The 18,146-nt window shown below is 61.4% G+C and carries 17 protein-coding genes; 11 read left to right on the top strand and 6 right to left on the bottom strand.

What is annotated here, in order from left to right; translation table 11 throughout:
* Nucleotides 1-264: 264 nt before the first annotated feature.
* The 3 genes from ATY79_RS14350 to ATY79_RS14340 all read left to right on the top strand — a co-directional run bounded on the left by ATY79_RS14350 (nt 265) and on the right by ATY79_RS14340 (nt 2,651).
* Nucleotides 265-969, top strand: a complete 705-nt coding sequence (locus tag ATY79_RS14350) for a GntR family transcriptional regulator (RefSeq protein WP_088692615.1) — start codon at nt 265-267, stop codon at nt 967-969.
* Between the two features lie 127 nt (nt 970-1,096).
* On the top strand, nt 1,097-2,059 hold the full coding sequence (locus ATY79_RS14345; protein WP_088692614.1) for a dihydrodipicolinate synthase family protein: 963 nt from the start codon (nt 1,097-1,099) through the stop codon (nt 2,057-2,059).
* A gap of 394 nt (nt 2,060-2,453) precedes the next feature.
* The gene (locus ATY79_RS14340; protein ID WP_245306821.1) at nt 2,454-2,651 is read left to right on the top strand and encodes an RNA-directed DNA polymerase; all 198 of its coding nucleotides are present in this window, start codon (nt 2,454-2,456) and stop codon (nt 2,649-2,651) included.
* A gap of 108 nt (nt 2,652-2,759) precedes the next feature.
* Here the strand turns inward: ATY79_RS14340 and ATY79_RS14335 are convergent, their stop codons facing one another.
* Complete coding sequence (locus tag ATY79_RS14335; RefSeq protein ID WP_088692612.1) at nt 2,760-3,797, bottom strand: Ldh family oxidoreductase; 1,038 nt, start codon at nt 3,795-3,797, stop codon at nt 2,760-2,762.
* Nucleotides 3,798-3,946: 149 nt separating this feature from the next.
* Between ATY79_RS14335 and ATY79_RS14330 the strand changes: the two genes are divergently transcribed.
* The 8 genes from ATY79_RS14330 (at nt 3,947) to ATY79_RS14295 (ending at nt 12,648) form a co-directional block, all read left to right on the top strand.
* Nucleotides 3,947-5,464, top strand: a complete 1,518-nt coding sequence (locus ATY79_RS14330) for an aldehyde dehydrogenase (NADP(+)) (protein ID WP_088692611.1) — start codon at nt 3,947-3,949, stop codon at nt 5,462-5,464.
* Nucleotides 5,465-5,648: 184 nt separating this feature from the next.
* On the top strand, nt 5,649-6,458 hold the full coding sequence (locus ATY79_RS14325) for a transporter substrate-binding domain-containing protein (RefSeq protein ID WP_088692610.1): 810 nt from the start codon (nt 5,649-5,651) through the stop codon (nt 6,456-6,458).
* Between the two features lie 69 nt (nt 6,459-6,527).
* Nucleotides 6,528-7,193 (top strand): amino acid ABC transporter permease, encoded by a 666-nt coding sequence (locus tag ATY79_RS14320; RefSeq protein ID WP_088704185.1) that lies wholly within the window; start codon nt 6,528-6,530, stop codon nt 7,191-7,193.
* 12 nt (nt 7,194-7,205) lie between these two features.
* Nucleotides 7,206-7,859 (top strand): amino acid ABC transporter permease, encoded by a 654-nt coding sequence (locus ATY79_RS14315; protein ID WP_088704184.1) that lies wholly within the window; start codon nt 7,206-7,208, stop codon nt 7,857-7,859.
* The gene (locus ATY79_RS14310) at nt 7,852-8,574 is read left to right on the top strand and encodes an amino acid ABC transporter ATP-binding protein (RefSeq protein ID WP_088692607.1); all 723 of its coding nucleotides are present in this window, start codon (nt 7,852-7,854) and stop codon (nt 8,572-8,574) included. Before ATY79_RS14315 ends, ATY79_RS14310 begins: the two co-directional genes overlap by 8 nt.
* A 7-nt stretch (nt 8,575-8,581) precedes the next feature.
* A complete protein-coding gene (locus tag ATY79_RS14305; RefSeq protein WP_088704183.1) occupies nt 8,582-9,832 on the top strand; it encodes an FAD-binding oxidoreductase in 1,251 nt (416 codons plus the stop codon).
* 86 nt (nt 9,833-9,918) lie between these two features.
* The gene (locus tag ATY79_RS14300) at nt 9,919-11,610 is read left to right on the top strand and encodes an aconitase X (protein ID WP_088704182.1); all 1,692 of its coding nucleotides are present in this window, start codon (nt 9,919-9,921) and stop codon (nt 11,608-11,610) included.
* 9 nt (nt 11,611-11,619) lie between these two features.
* Entirely contained in the window at nt 11,620-12,648 is a 1,029-nt protein-coding gene (locus ATY79_RS14295) for a proline racemase family protein (RefSeq protein WP_088692604.1), read from the top strand.
* Nucleotides 12,649-12,692: 44 nt separating this feature from the next.
* On the opposite strand, the gene ATY79_RS14290 is transcribed toward ATY79_RS14295, so the two are convergent.
* From ATY79_RS14290 to ATY79_RS14270, 5 genes are read right to left on the bottom strand one after another with little or no spacing between them, the layout of a single operon-like run.
* The gene (locus ATY79_RS14290; RefSeq protein WP_088692603.1) at nt 12,693-13,676 is read right to left on the bottom strand and encodes an oligopeptide/dipeptide ABC transporter ATP-binding protein; all 984 of its coding nucleotides are present in this window, start codon (nt 13,674-13,676) and stop codon (nt 12,693-12,695) included.
* Entirely contained in the window at nt 13,669-14,676 is a 1,008-nt protein-coding gene (locus tag ATY79_RS14285; protein WP_088692602.1) for an ABC transporter ATP-binding protein, read from the bottom strand. Before ATY79_RS14285 ends, ATY79_RS14290 begins: the two co-directional genes overlap by 8 nt.
* Complete coding sequence (locus ATY79_RS14280) at nt 14,677-15,594, bottom strand: ABC transporter permease subunit (RefSeq protein WP_088692601.1); 918 nt, start codon at nt 15,592-15,594, stop codon at nt 14,677-14,679.
* The gene (locus ATY79_RS14275) at nt 15,591-16,514 is read right to left on the bottom strand and encodes an ABC transporter permease subunit (protein ID WP_088692600.1); all 924 of its coding nucleotides are present in this window, start codon (nt 16,512-16,514) and stop codon (nt 15,591-15,593) included. The genes ATY79_RS14280 and ATY79_RS14275 overlap by 4 nt, the downstream gene beginning before the upstream one ends.
* A gap of 48 nt (nt 16,515-16,562) precedes the next feature.
* Complete coding sequence (locus ATY79_RS14270; RefSeq protein ID WP_088692599.1) at nt 16,563-18,143, bottom strand: peptide ABC transporter substrate-binding protein; 1,581 nt, start codon at nt 18,141-18,143, stop codon at nt 16,563-16,565.
* Between the last annotated feature and the right edge of the window lie 3 nt (nt 18,144-18,146).

Raw genomic sequence — 18,146 nt, 5'->3', positions numbered from 1 at the left:
CTAGATTGGCCAGCCGGTCCTCAGCAGACCCCATAAAGCAGCGGCCAAGTGCCGACTGCGGACAGAAGCAAGCACTCGGCGAGGGATTAAGCTCACAAGGGATTGACTTAAGGCCCGTTACAGAAGCTACAGCTAGGTTGCCAATGTTTCCGCCGCGCCCTTTTCTCGTGATGCGACCCTGGCCTTTCGCTCGCCGGGGTTGCCGGTGCTATTGATCCGATGTGCAAGAAAAAGTATTCCTTTTGTCGACAAAAGGATTCCAGGATGACTGATAACGATACGAATTCCACTCCTGAACGCAAGCGCGGCTCCGGCGTCAAGGTGGTCTATGACCTCCTGCGCGACGAGATCCTTGATCTGGTTTTGCCACCCGGCAGCCCAATCGACGAGGTGCAGCTGGCCGAGCGGTTTAAGATGTCGCGCACACCGATCCGCGAGGCGCTGGTTCGGTTAGCGGGCGAGGGGCTGATAGATACGTTGCCCAATCGTTCGACCATGGTCTCGAACATCGATTTCTTCAACATGCACACCTTCTTCGATGCGCTGGTACTGATGTATCGCGTGACCACGCGCCTGGCCGCCCAATATCATCGTGCCGAGGACCTGCAGGTAATCCGCGCGCGTCAGGCCGAGTTTGCTGCCGCCGTGGCGGCGCAGGACGCTTTGGGAATGATTGCCACAAACGCCGCCTTCCATTCGGCCATCGCCGAGGCGGGTCGAAACGCCTATTTCACTGGCCTTTTCAATCGCCTTCTCGACGAGGGACGGCGCATCCTGCGGCTCTATTACCAGTCGTACGAGGACCGTTTGCCGCAACGTTTCGTCGACGAGCACGAGGACATTATCGCGGTCATAGCAGCGCGCGACGCCGAGGCCGCCGACCGCTTAGCGACGATCCATGCCGAGCAGATCGTACAGCAGATACAGAAGCTTTTCGCACGCGGCGGCAAGCTGGATATTGCTCTTTGATCTGCTGCATAATTTTTGTCGACAAATAATATGCAAGTTGCTATAACGACCTTCGACGACACGGGGGGCCGGGTCAGTGCTCACGCACCGACCCCTTCCGTCCCCCAGCGCAAACAGGAGTTTCTCAATGAAGGCCAAGATTTTTTCCGGTGTAATCCCGGCTCTGATGACCCCCTGCAAGCAGGATCGTACCCCCGACTATGACGCCCTCGTCCGCAAGGGGCAGGAGCTGATCGCCCAGGGCATGTCGGCAGTCGTTTACTGCGGCTCCATGGGTGACTGGCCGCTCCTCACCGATGCGCAGCGCATGGAAGGCGTGGAGCGCCTGGTGAAGGCCGGCGTTCCGGTCATCGTCGGCACTGGCGCCGTCAACAGCGCGTCTGCGGTTGCCCATGCGGCGCATGCCCAGAAGGTTGGGGCAAAAGGTCTGATGGTCATCCCGCGTGTCCTGTCGCGCGGCTCGGTGATTGCGGCCCAGAAGGCGCACTTCAAGGCGATCCTGAAGGCTGCTCCGGATCTTCCGGCGGTCATCTACAACAGCCCCTACTATGGCTTCGCCACGCGCGCCGATCTGTTCTTTGCGCTCCGTGCCGAACATCCGAACCTCGTCGGCTTCAAGGAGTTCGGTGGCGCGGCAGATATGCGCTATGCGGCAGAGAACATCACCAGCCGCGATGATGACGTTTCGCTGATGATCGGTGTCGACACGGCTGTCTTCCACGGCTTCGTAAATTGCGGTGCGACCGGCGCCATCACGGGCATCGGCAACGTCCTGCCGAAGGAAGTGCTGCATCTTTGCAACCTGGCCCAAGCCGCCGCTGCCGGCGACGCGGATGCCCGCCAGCGGGCGCTGGAGCTCGAGCAGGCGCTGGCCGTCCTCTCTTCGTTTGACGAAGGCCCGGACCTCGTGCTGTTCTTCAAGCACATGATGGTGCTGAAGGGCGACAAGGAATACACGCTGCATTTCTACGAAACGGACGTTCTGACGGACAGCCAGCGCGGCTACGTCGAGTCTCAGTTCAAGCTTTTCAATACCTGGTACGCAGAGTGGAGCAAACTCCCCGGCGCTGTTGAGAAGTACAGGGCCTGATTTCAAGAACTCTCAAATCGAAAGGCCCTCCGTTTGGAGGGCCGTTTCGCATGTGCGCCCAGCATGGGCGCACTCTTGCGGGTGTAAGTCCCACCGTAAGCTGGTCATGGCGAGGGAAGTGAAGCGCAACTGCGCAAGGGCGACTGAGCGTGGAGAGGAAGCGTCGATCGAAACGGCAGTCGCTGGGCCGATCTGAACGCCGACATTGTTGACGGAGATGTGGTCATCAAGCGAACCAGAGGCACGCCGCAGGGTGGCCGACTTCGCCTGAAGGTGAACGAGACCAAGAGCGCCGTTGCCAGCGTCTTCGGCCGCAAATTCCTCGGCTATGCATTCTGCAAAGCACCGGGGCGGGTGGTCAAGAGACGGGTTGCCGACATGGATGCGCCATCGTGTGAGGGTAATCCAGCTCAAGCAATGGAAGCACGGCAGGACGATCGTCCGGGAAATGATGGCAAGGGGAGCGAAACCTCTTGTGGCTCAGCAAGTGGCAGCCAATGCCGGTCGCTGGTGGCGCAACAGCGGCAAAGTCCTCAACGCCATCCTCACCATCAGATGGGCTGACCAACTTGGAATGCTCGAGCTCGTCTAACCTCAATCGCTCGAACCTCCCGGCGCGGACCCGCATGCCGGGTGGTGTGGCAGGGTGCGATCAAATCGATCTCCCCTATGCCGATTATCAGCGATGTCAGGCGGCGGCTCAGGCCACCGCATCCAGGCCGAGTGCGAACAACCGTTCGAGCTGCTTGATCTCGGCGTCGGTCAGCGTGATGCCATCGGTCTCCGATTTCGCGCGTGCCACATAGCGGCGCTGCGAAGGCAGGCGGGCGCCCTGGCCAATGATTGCCTCGAACAGTGTCTCGGCCCGTGCAAACGGATTGCCTGGCCGGCCGGCTGCGAAGGCTTCGGGAAAGAAGGCGATGATCAACTCGCCGTGGAACGGCGCAAGCGTGGTCGTGCCAAGATAGTCCAGCACCTCAGGGCTCGTCAGATCGCCGATCATGATGCCGGCCAACAGCTCGATCATCGTACCGATCGCAGATCCCTTGTGTCCTCCGAAGGGCAGCATGGCGCCGGCAAGCGCAGCGTTCGGATCGGTCGTCGGATTGCCTTCGGCATCGATCGCCCAGCCCTCTGGCAGCGACTTGCCGGCTCGTCGATGCAGTTCGATTTCGCCGCGCGCGGCGACCGACGTTGCAAAATCGAAGACGTAAGGCGGTTGGCCGGCGCGCGGCCAGGCGAAGGCGAAAGGGTTGGTGCCGAGCAGCGGCTTGTTGCCGCCAGTCGGTGCAACGGTCGCATAGCTCGGGCACATCACCAAGCCTGCAAGCCCCTGTTCGGTCAGCGCTTCCGCTTCCGGCCAGAGTGCGGAGAAATGTGTGCAGTCGTTGATAACGAGTGCCGCAAGTCCGCACGAGCGGGTGCGTTCCACGAGCGCCGGCAGGCCGAGTTCGAAGGCGGGATTGGCAAAGCCGCCCTTGGCGTTGACCTTCACAATCGCCGACCCCTCCTGCAGCAGCAGTTCCGGCACCGCATCCGGCTTCACCTTGCCTGCCTTGACGGTGCGCAACGCACCCTCGATCCGGTAGATGCCGTGCGATTTGCAGGCATCGCGTTCCCCGGCAACGATCACGCGAGCGAGTGCGCCGGCTTGGATCTCGTTGAGGCCGGCCTTGCGAAAGATCGCATCGACCCGCTCCTGCAGTGCCGGGACGGTCAGGGTGGTGTTATCGCTCATCTTATTTCTCTCATGGATGGCCCGGCCGCCGATGGCGATCGAGTGTTGATGTTATAAATACATAGAGTATACAAAGATTCGACTTGCGCAATTCGCCTCCGGATGGATTTTCGCGTAAAGCACCCCGGCCCTCAAGAAAGGAATCGCAGATGGTCTTCACTCCCAATGGAAAACACCTCGTCGCGGGCGAATGGCTCGATGGAGCGGGTACTTTTGCATCCGCGCCGGCGCATGGTCCAGTGCATCAATTCGCTATTGGCACGGTCGACTTGGTGAACCGCGCTTGCAAGGCAGCCGAAGATGCATTCTGGAGCTATGGCTACTCGACGCGCGCACAGCGGGCGGCATTCCTTCGCGCCATCGCTGACGAGATCGAGGCTCGTGCCGAGGCAATCACAGAGATCGGTAGCCAGGAAACGGGCCTGCCAGAAGCGCGCCTGCAGGGCGAACGCGGTCGCACGACCGGCCAGCTGCGTCTCTTCGCCGACCATATCGAAAAGGGCGAATACCTCGACCGCCGCCTGGATGCTGCATTGCCAGACCGTCAACCTGCGCCGCGCCCGGAGATCCGGCTCATCCAGCGCCCGGTCGGCCCGGTGGCTGTCTTCGGAGCTTCGAACTTCCCCCTGGCCTTCTCGACTGCCGGCGGTGATACGGCGGCCGCACTCGCGGCGGGTTGCCCTGTCGTGGTCAAGGGGCATTCGGCGCATCCTGGAACAGGCGAAATTGTCGCGCAGGCCATCGAGGCGGCCATTCGCAAGACGGGTGTTCATCCTGGCGTCTTCTCGCTGATCCAAGGCGGCAACCGTGACGTCGGTCATGCGCTCGTGCAGCATCCGCGGATCAAAGCTGTCGGCTTCACCGGCTCGCTCGCCGGCGGTCGCGCGCTCTTCAATCTCTGCGCAGCGCGGCCGGAGCCGATCCCCTTCTTCGGCGAACTCGGTTCGGTCAATCCGATGTTCCTCCTGCCCGAGGCGTTGAAGGCACGCGCCGAAACGCTGGGTCAGGGCTGGGCCGGGTCGCTGACCATGGGCGCCGGCCAATTTTGCACCAATCCCGGCATCGCCGTAGTGGCGGAAGGCGCCGATGCCGATCGCTTTGTTGCTGCAACGGTCGAAGCACTGGGCAAGGTAGCGCCACAGACCATGCTGACCGATGGTATCGCGAAGGCCTACCAGGATGGGCAGTCACGCTTTGCAACTCGCAATACGGTCAAATCGCTGTTCACCAGCGAGTCCTCCGGCCGCTCAGCCGCTCCGAACCTGTTTGAGACGACTGGCGCACAGTTCCTCGCCGATCACGCCCTGGGCGAAGAGGTCTTCGGACCGCTCGGCCTTGTCGTGCGTGTGCAGACGATCGATGAGATGGAGCAGCTCGCTCGTGGCTTCGAAGGTCAGTTGACGGCGACGATCCATATGGATGCAGGCGACATTTCCGACGCCCGTCGTCTGCGCCCCGTGCTGGAACGCAAGGCAGGACGCGTCCTGGTCAATGGATTCCCGACCGGGGTCGAGGTGGTCGATTCCATGGTCCATGGCGGACCCTATCCGGCTTCGACCAACTTTGGGGCAACTAGCGTCGGCACGATGTCGATCCGGCGCTTCCTCCGCCCGGTTTCGTACCAGAACATGCCGGAAGATCTCCTGCCGGAAGATTTTCTCGGCTGATTCCTATCAAGGGTAGAAAAGCAAAGGGCGGCCACGACTTGGCCGCCCTTTTTTGTCGACATGGCCGCTATTCAACTTATACTTTTTGCATACTTCATGTATTTTAGCATTGATTTGCGCGCGCCGACGGGGAATAGTGCGCCTCGCTGTCAATCGACAAACCAACTCTGGGAGAGAGAATAGAATGAAACCCTCGGTCCTCGCCTTCAGCCTTCTAGCCACCGCCACCCTTCTGACCAGCCCGGCCAAGGCCGATAAGCTGGATGACATTATCGGCTCGGGCACGTTGCGCTGCGCTGTCGTACTGGACTTCCCGCCGATGGGTTCGCGCGACGAGAACAACAATCCGATCGGCTTCGACGTGGACTATTGCAACGATCTGGCCAAGGCGCTGGGCGTAACTGCCGAAATCGTTGAAACCCCGTTCCCTGAACGCATTCCGGCACTGATGTCGGGTCGCGTCGATGTCGGCGTCGCCTCGACGTCCGACACGCTGGAGCGTGCCAAGACCGTTGGCATGACGGTGCCCTACTTTGCCTTCGAGATGGCGGTTACCGCCAATGAGAAGTCGGGTGTGAAGTCCTTTGAAGACATGAAGGGCAAGGTTGTCGGCGCCACAGCCGGCACCTACGAAGCAATCGCGCTCGAACAGCAGGTCAAGGCCTGGGGCGTTGGTGAGTTCCGTCCTTACCAGACGCAGGCCGACGTGTTCCTGGCACTGAGCCAGGGCCAGCTTGACGCCACCGTCTCGACCTCGACCGTTGCTCAGGCCAACGTCAAGACCGGCAAGTTCCCAGGCATCGCAGTGGTCGGCAAGGCGCCGTTCGATATCGACTACGTCGCACTCTTCACCAACCGCGAAGAATACGGCCTCGTCAACTACCTGAACCTGTTCATCAACCAGCAGGTTCGTACTGGCCGCTACGCCGAACTCTACAAGAAGTGGGTTGGCGGCGACGTCCCGTCGCTCGCGGTCAACGGCGTTTACCGCTAATCCGTACCGTTTCTCCCGCGGCGCGAGGTCATTCCTCGCGCCGTAGCTTTACGAAAAGGTGAGACGGTCATGTTCAACTACACCTTCCACTGGAACCAAGCGTTCAAGGCCTTGCCGCATATGCTGGACGGCGCGCTCGTCACGCTGCAGATTGCGCTCATGTCCATGATCGTCGGACTGGCTTGCGCGATCGGGCTGACCCTGTTCCGACTATCGGGAAACCGCATTCTGAATGGTTTTGCCACGGCCTGGGTCGAGATCGCGCGAAACACGCCTGCGCTCTTCCAGATCTACATGGCCCATTTCGGGCTCGGCAACTTCGGTATTCACCTCACCCCGTTTACCGCGCTTCTGGTCGGTATCGCCTTCAACAATGCCGGCTATCTCGCAGAAAATTTCCGCGGCGCGCTAAAAGCGATCCCGGACACGCAGACACGCGCCGGGCGCTCGCTTGGCATGACGTCGATGCAGGCTTTTCGCCTGATCGTGCTGCCGCAGATGCTGCGCGTGGCCTTTCTGCCGGCGACCAATCAGATGGTTTGGGCCGTCCTGATGACATCGCTCGGCGTGACCGTCGGCATGAACACCGATCTTGCCGGTGTGACGCAAGAGCTGAACGCGCGCTCCTTCCGCACCTTTGAATTCTTCGCCTTGGCTGCCGTGATCTACTACGTCATCGCCAAGGTCCTGACCCTTGCCGCCCGCGCACTCGCCTGGCGTATGTTCCGCTACTGAGAGAGGTGAGAGATGTTTAGTACTGCCCTCACCTGGAGTGATCTGGCCTTCCTCGCGCAAGGCGCGGGAATGACGCTTGCGGTCACGGTCGTTTCGGTTGTTGCCGGGACCATTCTCGGTATCCTTTTTGGGATGATCCGCGTCGAACTCGGACCCTACTGGTCGGCGCCGCTGACCTTCACGCTCGACGTCTTCCGCTCGGTGCCTTTGTTGATCCAGCTCGTGCTTGGCAACGCCCTCCAGTCGATCATGCGGCTTGGCTGGCCCCCGTTCACGACTTCCTGCGTCGTGCTGTCGCTCTATACGGCCGCCTATTGCACCGAGATCGTTCGCGGCGGCATTTCCGCGGTACCGCCAACCACGCGCCGCGCGGCTCGCTCGCTCGGCATGACCTGGTGGCAGGACATGCGCTATATTGTTGCGCCGCTCGCCACCCGCGTTTCGCTTCCCTCCTGGATCGGCCTGACGCTCGGCGTCATGAAGGATTCAGCGCTGGTGCTCTGGCTCGGCCTGATCGAGCTGTTGCGCGCCTCGCAGATTCTCGTGACCCGGCTGCAGGAGCCGCTGTTCATTCTGATGATCTGCGGTGCCGTCTACTTCATTATCAGCTTTCCCATCGCCCGGATTGGCGGGTATCTCGAAAAACGGTGGTCTCCCAATGATTGAGATTGAAAACGTCCGCAAATCCTTCGGCCCTTTGGAGGTTCTGAAGGGCATCAACCTCACTGTCCCGAAGGGTGAGGTGCTGACCATCATTGGTGGCTCCGGTTCGGGAAAGTCGACGCTGCTCACCTGTATCAACGGCCTAGAAGCAATTGACAGCGGTCGTATTGTCGTTGACGGCACTGATGTCCATGCCAAGGCGACCGACCTCAACAAGCTCCGCCGCAAGCTCGGCATCGTCTTCCAGCAGTGGAACGCTTTCCCGCATCTGACCGTGCTGGAAAACGTCATGCTCGCGCCGCGAAAGGTGATCGGCCTCTCCAAGGCGGAAGCCGAAGCGATCGCCGTGAAGCAGCTCACCCACGTCGGCCTTGGGGAGAAGCTCAAGGTCTATCCGAACCGTATGTCCGGCGGCCAGCAGCAGCGCATGGCGATTGCCCGGGCGCTGGCCATGTCGCCGGAATACATGCTGTTCGATGAGGTCACCTCAGCGCTTGACCCGCAGCTTGTCGGCGAAGTGCTAGACACGCTGCGCATGCTCGCCTCCGAAGGAATGACGATGATCTGTGTCACGCACGAAATGAAGTTCGCACGTGAAGTGTCAGACCGCGTTGCCTTCTTCCACAAGGGCGTGATGGCCGAGATAGCTCCGCCCGAAGAGCTGTTCGGTGCGCCGAAGAACCCGGAGCTGCAGGCTTTTCTGGCTGCTACCCATTGAGGCAATGATGAACAATCAAAACCAACCTGACGTCATTGTGATCGGCGCGGGTGTCGTTGGACTTTCCGCGGCGATCGCAGCACAGGCAAGAGGGCTTTCCGTGGTCGTACTCGACCGGGAGGCCCCCGCTGCTGGAGCATCGGCAGGAAATGCCGGCGCCTTCGCCTTTACCGACATCCTGCCGCTTGCCTCGCCCGGCATCCTGAAGAAAGCGCCGAAGTGGCTTCTCGATCCGCTCGGCCCGCTGTCGGTGCCGCCTTCCTATGCCTTGCAGATAGCGCCGTGGATGTTCCGGTTCTGGCGTGCCTGCGCGCCGGGCCGTGTCGCTCATTCGACTGCGGCGCAAACCGCGCTGATGGACCTTTCGAAGGCCGAGCTCGAGCCATTCCTTCAGCAGGCCGGCACCGCTGCCATGCTGCGCAAGGACGGCAATCTGCAGGTCTACGAAGGCGAAGCGGAATTGAAGGCCTCGCTTCCCGGCTGGAAGGCGCGGGAAGCGCATGGGATCGAGTTCCATCACCTTGATGCCAAGGGTATCGCCGAGATCCAACCGGGTCTGGCGCCGCGCTTTACTCACGGCACCTTCACGCCCGGCTGGTACTCGATCGCCGATCCCAAGCTATATACCCTGGCCCTGGCGGATCATTTCCGCGCCTTGGGCGGCGCGATCGAGCGCGCAGAAGTCACGACTTTGCGTCCCGGCGAGGGCGGCGTCGATGTTGTAAGCGTCGATGGAGCCTCGCGACGTGCTGCACGGGTGGTTCTGTCGGCGGGCGCCTTTTCGCACCAAGTGGCCCGCACGATCGGCGAGAACATTCCGCTCGAAACGGAGAGGGGCTACAATACCACGCTTCCTCCCGAGGCTTTCGACCTGCGGACGCAAATTACCTTCGGCAGCCACGGTTTTGTCGTTACCCGGCTATCGACGGGTATCCGCGTCGGTGGCGCCGTTGAACTCGGAGGTCTCAAGCTCCCGCCGAATTTCCGCCGCTCGGACGCGATGCTGCAGAAGGCGCGCAATTTCCTGCCCGGCCTGAAGCCGCAGGGCGGCGTGCAATGGATGGGGTTCCGCCCGTCCTTGCCCGACAGCCTGCCCGCCATCGGCCAAGCCCGTGACACGCAGCGGGTGATCTACGCTTTCGGTCACGGCCATCTCGGCTTGACGCAGTCGGCAGGCACCGCACGGATCGTCGCGGATTTGTTGACTGGCAAGAAGCCCGCGATCGACATCACGTCCTTCTCGCCCCAAAGATTCTGACGGAGGCGAACAGCGAGCCGACAGCGATGTTGGCTCGTAACGCCCCCGTTGGTGACCGCCATCTCCCCGTTTGAGGCCTCACCTGAATGAAACAGTCCGCACTCGATCGCAGCATTCTCGATGGTTCCGCCAGTGGCCGCATCATCGCCACCCAGGAGGCTTTGAGCTTCTGGGGAGGAGTGGACCCGGCGACCGGCAGCGTAATCGACGTGCACCATCCACTCCACGGGACCTGTCTCACCGGTGGCATCCTGATGATGCCGTCGAGCCGCGGATCCTGCACTGGTTCCGGTGTGCTTCTTGATCTAGTGCTGACAGGTCGCGCACCGGCTGCCCTGGTTTTTTCCGAAGCCGAGGACGTGCTGACGCTCGGCGCGCTGATCGCGTCGGAAATGTTCGGCAAGCCGCTGCCCGTCCTGCGGCTTGGGCGGGAAGCCTTTGCGGCGCTCTCTCACGCCCATACCGCCGACATCAGCGATGCGGCGGTTGTGGCAGACGGGTTGGAGATTCCGATCGCTCCTCCGGCGACCGCCACGCTTGACCTCACCGAAGCCGACCGCGCGATGCTTGACGGGCAGCAGGGCATCGCCGTGCAGCAGGCCATGCGCATCATTTGCGCAATGGCGGCGCAGCAGGGCGCCCTTGGTCTCGTGGATGTCACAAAGGGCCACATCGACGGCTGTATCTATGCGAGCCAGGCGAACCTCACCTTCGCGGAAAAGATGGCCGATATGGGCGCACAGGTTCGTGTGCCGACGACCATGAATGCCATTTCCGTCGATCGTGCCAATTGGCAGGCGCAGGGCGTGCCCTCAGCCTTCGGCGACGCGGCCGCGCGGCTTGCCGATGCCTACGTCCGCATGGGCTGTCGGCCAACCTTCACCTGTTCTCCATACCTGCTCGAAAGCGCGCCGCAGGCGGGCGAATCCATTGCCTGGGCGGAATCCAATGCGGTGATCTTCGCCAACACGGTCCTCGGCGCGCGGACGGCAAAGCACCCCGATTTCCTCGATCTCTGCATCGCGCTGACTGGGCGCGCACCACTTTCCGGCGTCTATCTTGACGAGCACCGGAAGGCGCGGCGGGTCATCGATGTGGAGCTGCCGGACCGCGTCGATGATGCCTTCTGGCCACTAATCGGCTATCTCGCCGGTCGCGCAGCGCCGGACCGCATTCCGCTTCTGCGCGGCCTGAGCTCCGCACGGCCCTCGCGAGACGATCTCAAGGCATTGTGTGCCGCCTTCGGCACCACCTCAGCAGCACCCATGCTGCATGTAGAAGGTGTCACGCCTGAAGCTGCTGGCGCTGCACGAGACGGTGCCGATCATGCTTTGATCTCCCGGGCCGATATGGTCTCCGCGTGGACGGTTCTGAACGGCGGGCCGGAAGAGGTTGAACTCATTGCCATCGGCAGTCCGCACGCCTCCCTGACCGAGTGCCGCGCCTTGGCTGAGGTCCTTGCCGGTCGTCGCCGGCATCCCGATGTCGCGGTGATCGTCACAGCCGGACGGCAGGTTATCAGCGAAGCTCGCAACGAAGGTCTGCTCGGCAGATTGGAGGATGCGGGAGTGCAGGTGCTGCCAGATCTCTGCTGGTGTTCGATCTCCGAGCCCGTATTCCCGACGCGGACCCGTGCCCTGCTGACGAATTCCGGCAAGTATGCCCACTACGGCCCAGGGCTCTCCGGCCGCGCCGTTCGCTTCGGCAGCCTTGCTGATTGTGTCGAAGCGGCTCTAACTGGTCGCGTCCCCCCGCGGCTCCCCAATTGGCTTTTCTGAGGAGGTATCATGCGCAGTACCAAGACCATCCATGTCGTGTCGGCCCATGCCGAGGGCGAGGTGGGCGATGTCATCGTTGGCGGCGTTACGCCGCCGCCCGGCGAAACCATATGGGAACAAAGCCGCTGGATCGCCCGCGATGGGACGTTGCGCAACTTCGTGCTGAACGAACCGCGTGGCGGCGTCTTCCGCCACGTTAATCTGCTGGTGCCCCCGAAGCATCCCGATGCCGATGCCGCCTTCATCATCATGGAGCCCGAGGACACGCCGCCGATGTCAGGATCGAACTCGATCTGCGTCTCCACGGTGTTGCTGGACAGTGGCATCCTGCCGATGGAGGAGCCCGTCACTGAAATCACCCTGGAAGCCCCCGGAGGCCTTGTTCGCGTACGTGCCGAGTGCCGCAACGGCAAGGCCGAGCGCATCTTCGTGCAGAACCTGCCGAGCTTCGCCGAGCGGCTGGATGCGAAGCTGGAAGTTGAGGGCCTGGGCACGCTGACCGTCGATACAGCCTACGGCGGCGATAGCTTCGTGATCGTCGATGCAGCCGCGATGGGCTTCAGCCTGACGCCGGACGAGGCCCATGACATTGCGAAGCTGGGCGTGCGTATCACCAACGCCGCCAACACGGCGCTCGGATTTCATCACCCGGAAAATCCAGACTGGAAGCACTTCTCCTTCTGCCTCTTCGCAGGGTCGGTGGAGCGCACCGCCGAAGGCCTGCGTGCGGGCGCCGCCGTCGCGATCCAGCCCGGCAAGGTCGATCGCTCGCCGACCGGGACGGCGCTGTCGGCGCGCATGGCGGTATTGCATGCGCGCGGCCAGATGAAGCTCGAAGATCGTCTAACGGCTGTCTCGCTGATCGGCTCGACCTTCTCCGGCCGCATTCTCGGCACGACGAAAGTCGGCGATCGCGCGGCGATCCTGCCGGAGATTTCTGGCCGGGCCTGGATCACCGGCACCCATCAGCACATGCTCGATCCGTCGGATCCCTGGCCAGAGGGCTACCGGCTCACCGACACCTGGGGTGCGCGCTGAATGGATGAGAAGGCCTGCCTGACGGCAGGCCTTCCGTCAGCTTGCTAACGATCCATGTGATAGCAGGCGGCGGTCTGCCCAGCACGAACCTGCTCCGTTGCCGGCATTTCCGTGCGACAGATATCCGTCGCCTTCCAGCAACGCGGCGAAAAGACGCAGCCTGGCGGCGGATTGAGTGGCGAGGGCGGATCACCTTGTAGTCGGATACGTTGTCGGTCCCGGGCAAGTTTGGGATCGGGCACGGGTGCGGCCGAAAAGAGGGCTTGCGTGTAAGGATGCGCTGGCCGGTCGAATACGGTAGCGCAATCGCCGGCCTCGACCACCTTGCCGAGATAGAGCACCAGCACGTCGTCCGAGATTAGTCGCACGACTGAAAGATCATGGCTGATGAAGATCAACGTCAGCCCAAACTCCTTGCGAAGCTTGCGCAGCAGCGTGATGACTTGCCCCTGGATCGATACGTCGAGTGCCGAGACCGGCTCGTCGCAGATAATGAGCTTCGGTCGCGTCACGACAGCGCGGGCGATGCCGATGCGCTGCGCCTGGCCGCCCGAGAATTCGTGCGGATAGCGGTTGATCATCTCCGGCACGAGGCCGACAGCACCCATGATTTCTCGCACGCGCGCCACGCGTTCCGCCTTTGTAAGCTTCGGTTCGAAGACTGTGAGCGGTTCGGCAATGATGTCGCCGACGGTCATGCGCGGGTCGAGCGAGGCGATCGGATCCTGGAAGATGATCTGCATGTCGCGGCGAGCTGCCCGCATCTCTTCGTCCGATAGGTCGAGGAGATTGCGCCCCTGCCAGAGGATGCGGCCTTTCTGCGACTTCAGCAGGCGGAGGATCGAGCGGCCAAGCGTGGATTTGCCGCAACCGGACTCGCCGACGACGCCGAGTGTCCGGCCTTCTCTGAGGTCAAAGCTGACATTGTTCACGGCGGTCAGCAGTGATGGCGGTTTGAAAAAGCTCTTCGACGGGATTTCGAACTGAGTGGTGAGGTTCTCAACTCGTAGGAGCGATCGTTCAGCCATGATTCATAACCTCCTCACGGCGCGGGAAGGGATGGAAGCAGGCCGCGGAATGACGTTCCGCCAATGTCTCGAGCTTCGGTGATACGTCGATGCAATCGTTCTGAACCATGGGACAACGCGGCGAGAAGCTGCAGCCCTTCGGCAGGTGCTGCAAATTGGGCGGCCGGCCGGGGATGACGGCGAGTTGGTCGACGTCCTGGTCGGGTCGAGGAATCGAAGCGTGCAGCGCAGCCGTATAGGGATGCGCCGGCACCTCGAAGAGTTCGTCCACCGGCGCTTCCTCGACGATCCGCCCGGCATACATGACGGCCACGCGATCCGCGAGGCCCGCGACGACGCCCAGATCATGCGTGATCATGACCAGCGCCGTGTTCATTTCCGCCGTCAGGTCGTTGAAGAGATCGAGGATCTGCGCCTGGATCGTAACGTCAAGCGCCGTCGTCGGCTCGTCGGCAATGAGCAGCTTCGGCTTGGTCAGCAGTGCCATGGCAATGACGATACGCTGGCGCATGCCGCCCGACAGCTCGTGCGGGTAGAGGTTGAAGCGCCGCGTTGGGTCGGGGATGCCGACCCGCTTCAGCATATCGAGTGCCTCGTTGGAGGCAGCCCGTGCCGTGAAGCCCCGGTGGACCTCGAGCTGCTCCGTCAATTGGCGGGAGATCCGCAGCGACGGATTGAGGGCCGTCATCGGGTCCTGAAAGACCATGGCCATGTCCTTGCCGCGGACATGGTCGAGTTCGCGCGGCTTCAACGCCAATACGTCCTTGCCCTCAAGCAACGCCTGGCCGCTGGTGCGGCCATTCTTGGCAAGCAGGCCCATGACGCCGAGGAAGGTCTGGCTTTTGCCCGATCCCGACTCGCCGACAATCGCCACGCGCTCGCCGCGCCGGATCGAAAGGTTCATGTTGGAAACGGCCTTCACCTCGCCATCCGGCGTCGCAAAGGTGATCGAGTAGTCTTTCAGTTCGAGAAGCGTGTCGTTTTTTGTTTCTTGTTGCATCTATCGATCCTTCGGGTCGAACGCGTCGCGCAGGCCGTCGCCGATGAAAAGCAGGCTCATCAGCAAGGCGACGAGGAAGCAGGCCGGGAAGATCAGCAGCCACGGCATGCTTTCCATGGCGTCGGTGCCCTCGGCAATCAGGGTGCCGAGCGACGTCAGCGGTTCTTGAACACCGAAGCCAAGGTAGGACAGGAAGCTCTCTGTCGCGATAATTTCCGGAACCGTCAGCGCGGCGAAGATCACCACCGGTCCGACGAGGTTCGGAATGATGTGCTTGAGGATGATCTTGAATGGCTTCTGGCCGGACGCGCGGGCTGCTTCGATGAACTCACGCTGCTTGATCGACAGCGTTTGTCCGCGCACGATTCGGGCCATGGTCAGCCACTCCAGCGCACCGATTGCTGCAAACAGCAGGTAGACGTTTCGGCCGAACACTACCATCAGCAGGATGACGAAAAGAATGTAAGGCAGTGCATACATGATATCGACGAAGCGCATCATGATCGCATCGAGCCTGCCGCCGATGTAGCCGGAAATCGCGCCGTACAGCACCCCGATCACCACCGAAACGATGGTTGCCGTTGCCGCGACGGCGAGTGACACGCGGGTACCGTAGAGCACACGGGCAAGCAGATCTCGGCCATTCGGATCGGTTCCGAAATAGTGGCCGCTCTCCATATCGGGCGGCATCCGGAATGCCGCCCAGTCCGGCTCCTCATAGTCGAATGTGATGAGGTACGGGCCGAGGAATGCCGCCAGAATCAGGAGGACGAGCACAATGATGGCAACCACTGCTGCCTTGTTGCGGGAAAGACGACGCAGCGCATCGCCAGTCAGCGAGCGGCTCTTGTGGGAGAGCCCCTCGGCTTCGAGAAGTTCAGCCGCAAGCAGCTCTCTCTTTGCGGGATTGAGAATCATCGGTTTCTCACTTTCGGATCGAGCCACGCATAGGCAATGTCGACGAGAAGGTTCAGAACGACGATCAGCACCATGTAGAAGATGACCGTGCCGAGAACCATGCCGTAGTCGCGGTTCAGCGCTGCGTTGACGAAGTAGCGGCCGATGCCAGGCAATCCGAAGATGCTCTCGACAACGAGCGAGCCGGTGAGAAGGTAGCTGGCCGCCGGGCCGAGATAGGACACGACAGGCATCATGGCGGGCTTCAGCGCGTGACGCATGACCGTTAGCCGCGGGCCGATACCCTTGGCCTTGGCGGTGCGAATGTAGTTCTGGTTCATCACCTCGATCATTGAGCCGCGGGTCATGCGTGAAATGCGGCCCGCATGCGGCAGTGCCAGCACAACGATCGGGATGACGAGATACTTGAACGAGCCGTCACCCCATCCGCCGACGGGCAACCAGCCGAGGTGGATGCCGAAAATCAGCTGCAGGATGGGCGCAATCAGAAAGTTCGGAAGAACCAGGCCGACGAGAATGAGCAGTCCGAGGACGTAGTCGGGCGCCTTATTCTGATAAAGCGCCCCAACACAGCCGACGGTCACGCCGATGAGAATGGCAAAGATAAAGGCGAGGCCGCCAATGGTGAAGGTGTAGGGCAGGCCAATCATGATCTGCTGGGCAACGCTGAAGTCTTCGTTGGCGAAGGACGGGCCAAGGTCACCCTTCAGGACGTCGAAGACATAGATCAGGTATTGTTCGATCAGCGGCTTATCGAGATTGTAGTGGGCGGCGAGGTTTTTCAGGATCACCGGCGGCAATGGCCGCTCGCCATCGAATGGGCCGCCGGGAGCAAGGCGCAGGACGAAAAAGCTGAGTGTCACGGCGATCCACATCACGGGGATCGTCGACAGCAGGCGACGGAGTGCGTATTTGATCATGGTCGTAGATCGGCCCTTCCCACGTTCAGCGGGAAGGGCCGGTGTTCCTTATTCTTTGATTGACAGCCAGCGCGTGCGATGGATGTCCTGAATATTGTCTTCGAAGCCCTGGACCTTCGGGGAAACGACGTTCTTCGAGACATAGTAGTACAGCGGAATGGCGGCGCTGTCGTCGAGTGCAAGCCGCTCAGCCTTCTTGAAGATCTCGGCGCGTGTCTTCAGGTCTGTCTGGGCGTTGGCTTCCTTGATCAGCTTGTCGTATTCCGGATTGCTCCAGCGGCCGTAGTTCATCGAGACGCCGGAAACCAGCAGACCGAGGAAGTTGTCCGGATCGTTGTAGTCCGCGATCCATCCGGCGCGGCCGATCTCGACCTGACCATGCTGCATTTCGTCGTAATGCACCTTGGTTTCGGTATTGTAGAGCTCGATCTGAACACCGAGCGGCTTCCACATCGAAGCAATGGCGACCGCCACGCGCTTGTGGTTGTCGTTGGTGTTGTAGCGAAGCTGTGCTTTCAGCGGATGGTCAGGTCCGAATCCAGCTTCTTTGAGCAGCTTCTTTGCTTCTTCCACCTTTTCCTTGTACGGCATGTCCTTCCAGCTGACATAGGCAGGCTCGCCATAGTTGGCGGTGCCCGGCGGAACCCAGGAATAGGCCGGCAGTTCGCCGGTGCCGAGAATCTTCGGACCGATCACTTCGCGGTTGACGGCCATGGAGAGGGCCTGGCGGACGCGCTTGTCGTTGAACGGCGGCTTGGTGGCGTTGAGGACGTAATAGTAGCTCGCAAGGTACGGCGTGACGTGCGCCTGACCCGGCAGGTTCTTCTTCATCCACTCGTACTGGTCAGTCGGGAAGTCGGTCATGATGTCGAACTCGCCGGCCCGGTAGCGCTTCAGGGCCGCTTCCTGGTCTTCGAGCGTGAAGAATTTGACGCCGTCGATCTTCAGGTCTTTCTCGCCGTAATACTGGTCGTTCTTGACGGTCGTGACGGACGCGCCCGGAATCCACTCGGTCGGCTTGTACGGGCCGTTGGTGACGATGTTGCCGATCTTCACCCAATCGGTGCCCTTTGCCTCAACCACATGCTTCGGCAGCGGATAGGCGGTGTAGTGCATCAGCGAATTGATGAAGTAGGGGGTTGGGTTCTCGAGCGTGATCTCGAGCGTCTTGTCGTCGATTGCCTTAACGCCGAGCTGGCTGAAATCGGTGATTTCGCCCTTGTTGATCTTTTCCGCGTTCTTGATGGTGAACTGCAGGTACGCGTATTCGGCGGCGTTCTTCGGATCAACCAGGCGCTGGAAGGCGAAAACAAAGTCGCCGGCCGTTACCGGCTGTCCGTCCGACCACTTGATGCCGTCACGCAGCTTGAAGGTATAGACCTTGCCGTCGTCCGAAACCTTCCAGCTTTCGGCCTGCCCCGGAATCGGATCGTCCTTCGGGTCTTCCGTTACGAGGCCCTCGAAGATGTCGCCTGCAATGCGGTTTTCATAGTCGCTCGACAGCTTCTGGGGGTCGAGTGACTGCGGGTCGCCACCGTTGTGGATATTGAGCGTCGCTGCATGCGCCGACACGGCCAGCAGCGAACCAAACACTGCTGAAGCCAGAAATTTTTTCGTAAGGAAGTTCATATG

Source organism: Rhizobium sp. R693 (genome assembly GCF_002211315.1).
In the GTDB taxonomy this organism is placed as follows: domain Bacteria; phylum Pseudomonadota; class Alphaproteobacteria; order Rhizobiales; family Rhizobiaceae; genus Rhizobium.
This window is presented reverse-complemented; position numbering and strand designations above follow the sequence as displayed.

Bases quoted from the DNA above. Each gene is read 5' to 3' on its own strand.
- ATY79_RS14350 (WP_088692615.1), top strand. From the start codon at position 265: ATGACTGATAACGATACGAATTCCACTCCTGAACGCAAGCGCGGCTCC.
- ATY79_RS14345 (WP_088692614.1), top strand. From the start codon at position 1,097: ATGAAGGCCAAGATTTTTTCCGGTGTAATCCCGGCTCTGATGACCCCC.
- ATY79_RS14335 (WP_088692612.1), bottom strand. From the start codon at position 3,797: ATGAGCGATAACACCACCCTGACCGTCCCGGCACTGCAGGAGCGGGTC.
- ATY79_RS14330 (WP_088692611.1), top strand. From the start codon at position 3,947: ATGGTCTTCACTCCCAATGGAAAACACCTCGTCGCGGGCGAATGGCTC.
- ATY79_RS14325 (WP_088692610.1), top strand. From the start codon at position 5,649: ATGAAACCCTCGGTCCTCGCCTTCAGCCTTCTAGCCACCGCCACCCTT.
- ATY79_RS14320 (WP_088704185.1), top strand. From the start codon at position 6,528: ATGTTCAACTACACCTTCCACTGGAACCAAGCGTTCAAGGCCTTGCCG.
- ATY79_RS14315 (WP_088704184.1), top strand. From the start codon at position 7,206: ATGTTTAGTACTGCCCTCACCTGGAGTGATCTGGCCTTCCTCGCGCAA.
- ATY79_RS14310 (WP_088692607.1), top strand. From the start codon at position 7,852: ATGATTGAGATTGAAAACGTCCGCAAATCCTTCGGCCCTTTGGAGGTT.
- ATY79_RS14305 (WP_088704183.1), top strand. From the start codon at position 8,582: ATGAACAATCAAAACCAACCTGACGTCATTGTGATCGGCGCGGGTGTC.
- ATY79_RS14300 (WP_088704182.1), top strand. From the start codon at position 9,919: ATGAAACAGTCCGCACTCGATCGCAGCATTCTCGATGGTTCCGCCAGT.
- ATY79_RS14295 (WP_088692604.1), top strand. From the start codon at position 11,620: ATGCGCAGTACCAAGACCATCCATGTCGTGTCGGCCCATGCCGAGGGC.
- ATY79_RS14290 (WP_088692603.1), bottom strand. From the start codon at position 13,676: ATGGCTGAACGATCGCTCCTACGAGTTGAGAACCTCACCACTCAGTTC.
- ATY79_RS14285 (WP_088692602.1), bottom strand. From the start codon at position 14,676: ATGCAACAAGAAACAAAAAACGACACGCTTCTCGAACTGAAAGACTAC.
- ATY79_RS14280 (WP_088692601.1), bottom strand. From the start codon at position 15,594: ATGATTCTCAATCCCGCAAAGAGAGAGCTGCTTGCGGCTGAACTTCTC.
- ATY79_RS14275 (WP_088692600.1), bottom strand. From the start codon at position 16,514: ATGATCAAATACGCACTCCGTCGCCTGCTGTCGACGATCCCCGTGATG.
- ATY79_RS14270 (WP_088692599.1), bottom strand. From the start codon at position 18,143: ATGAACTTCCTTACGAAAAAATTTCTGGCTTCAGCAGTGTTTGGTTCG.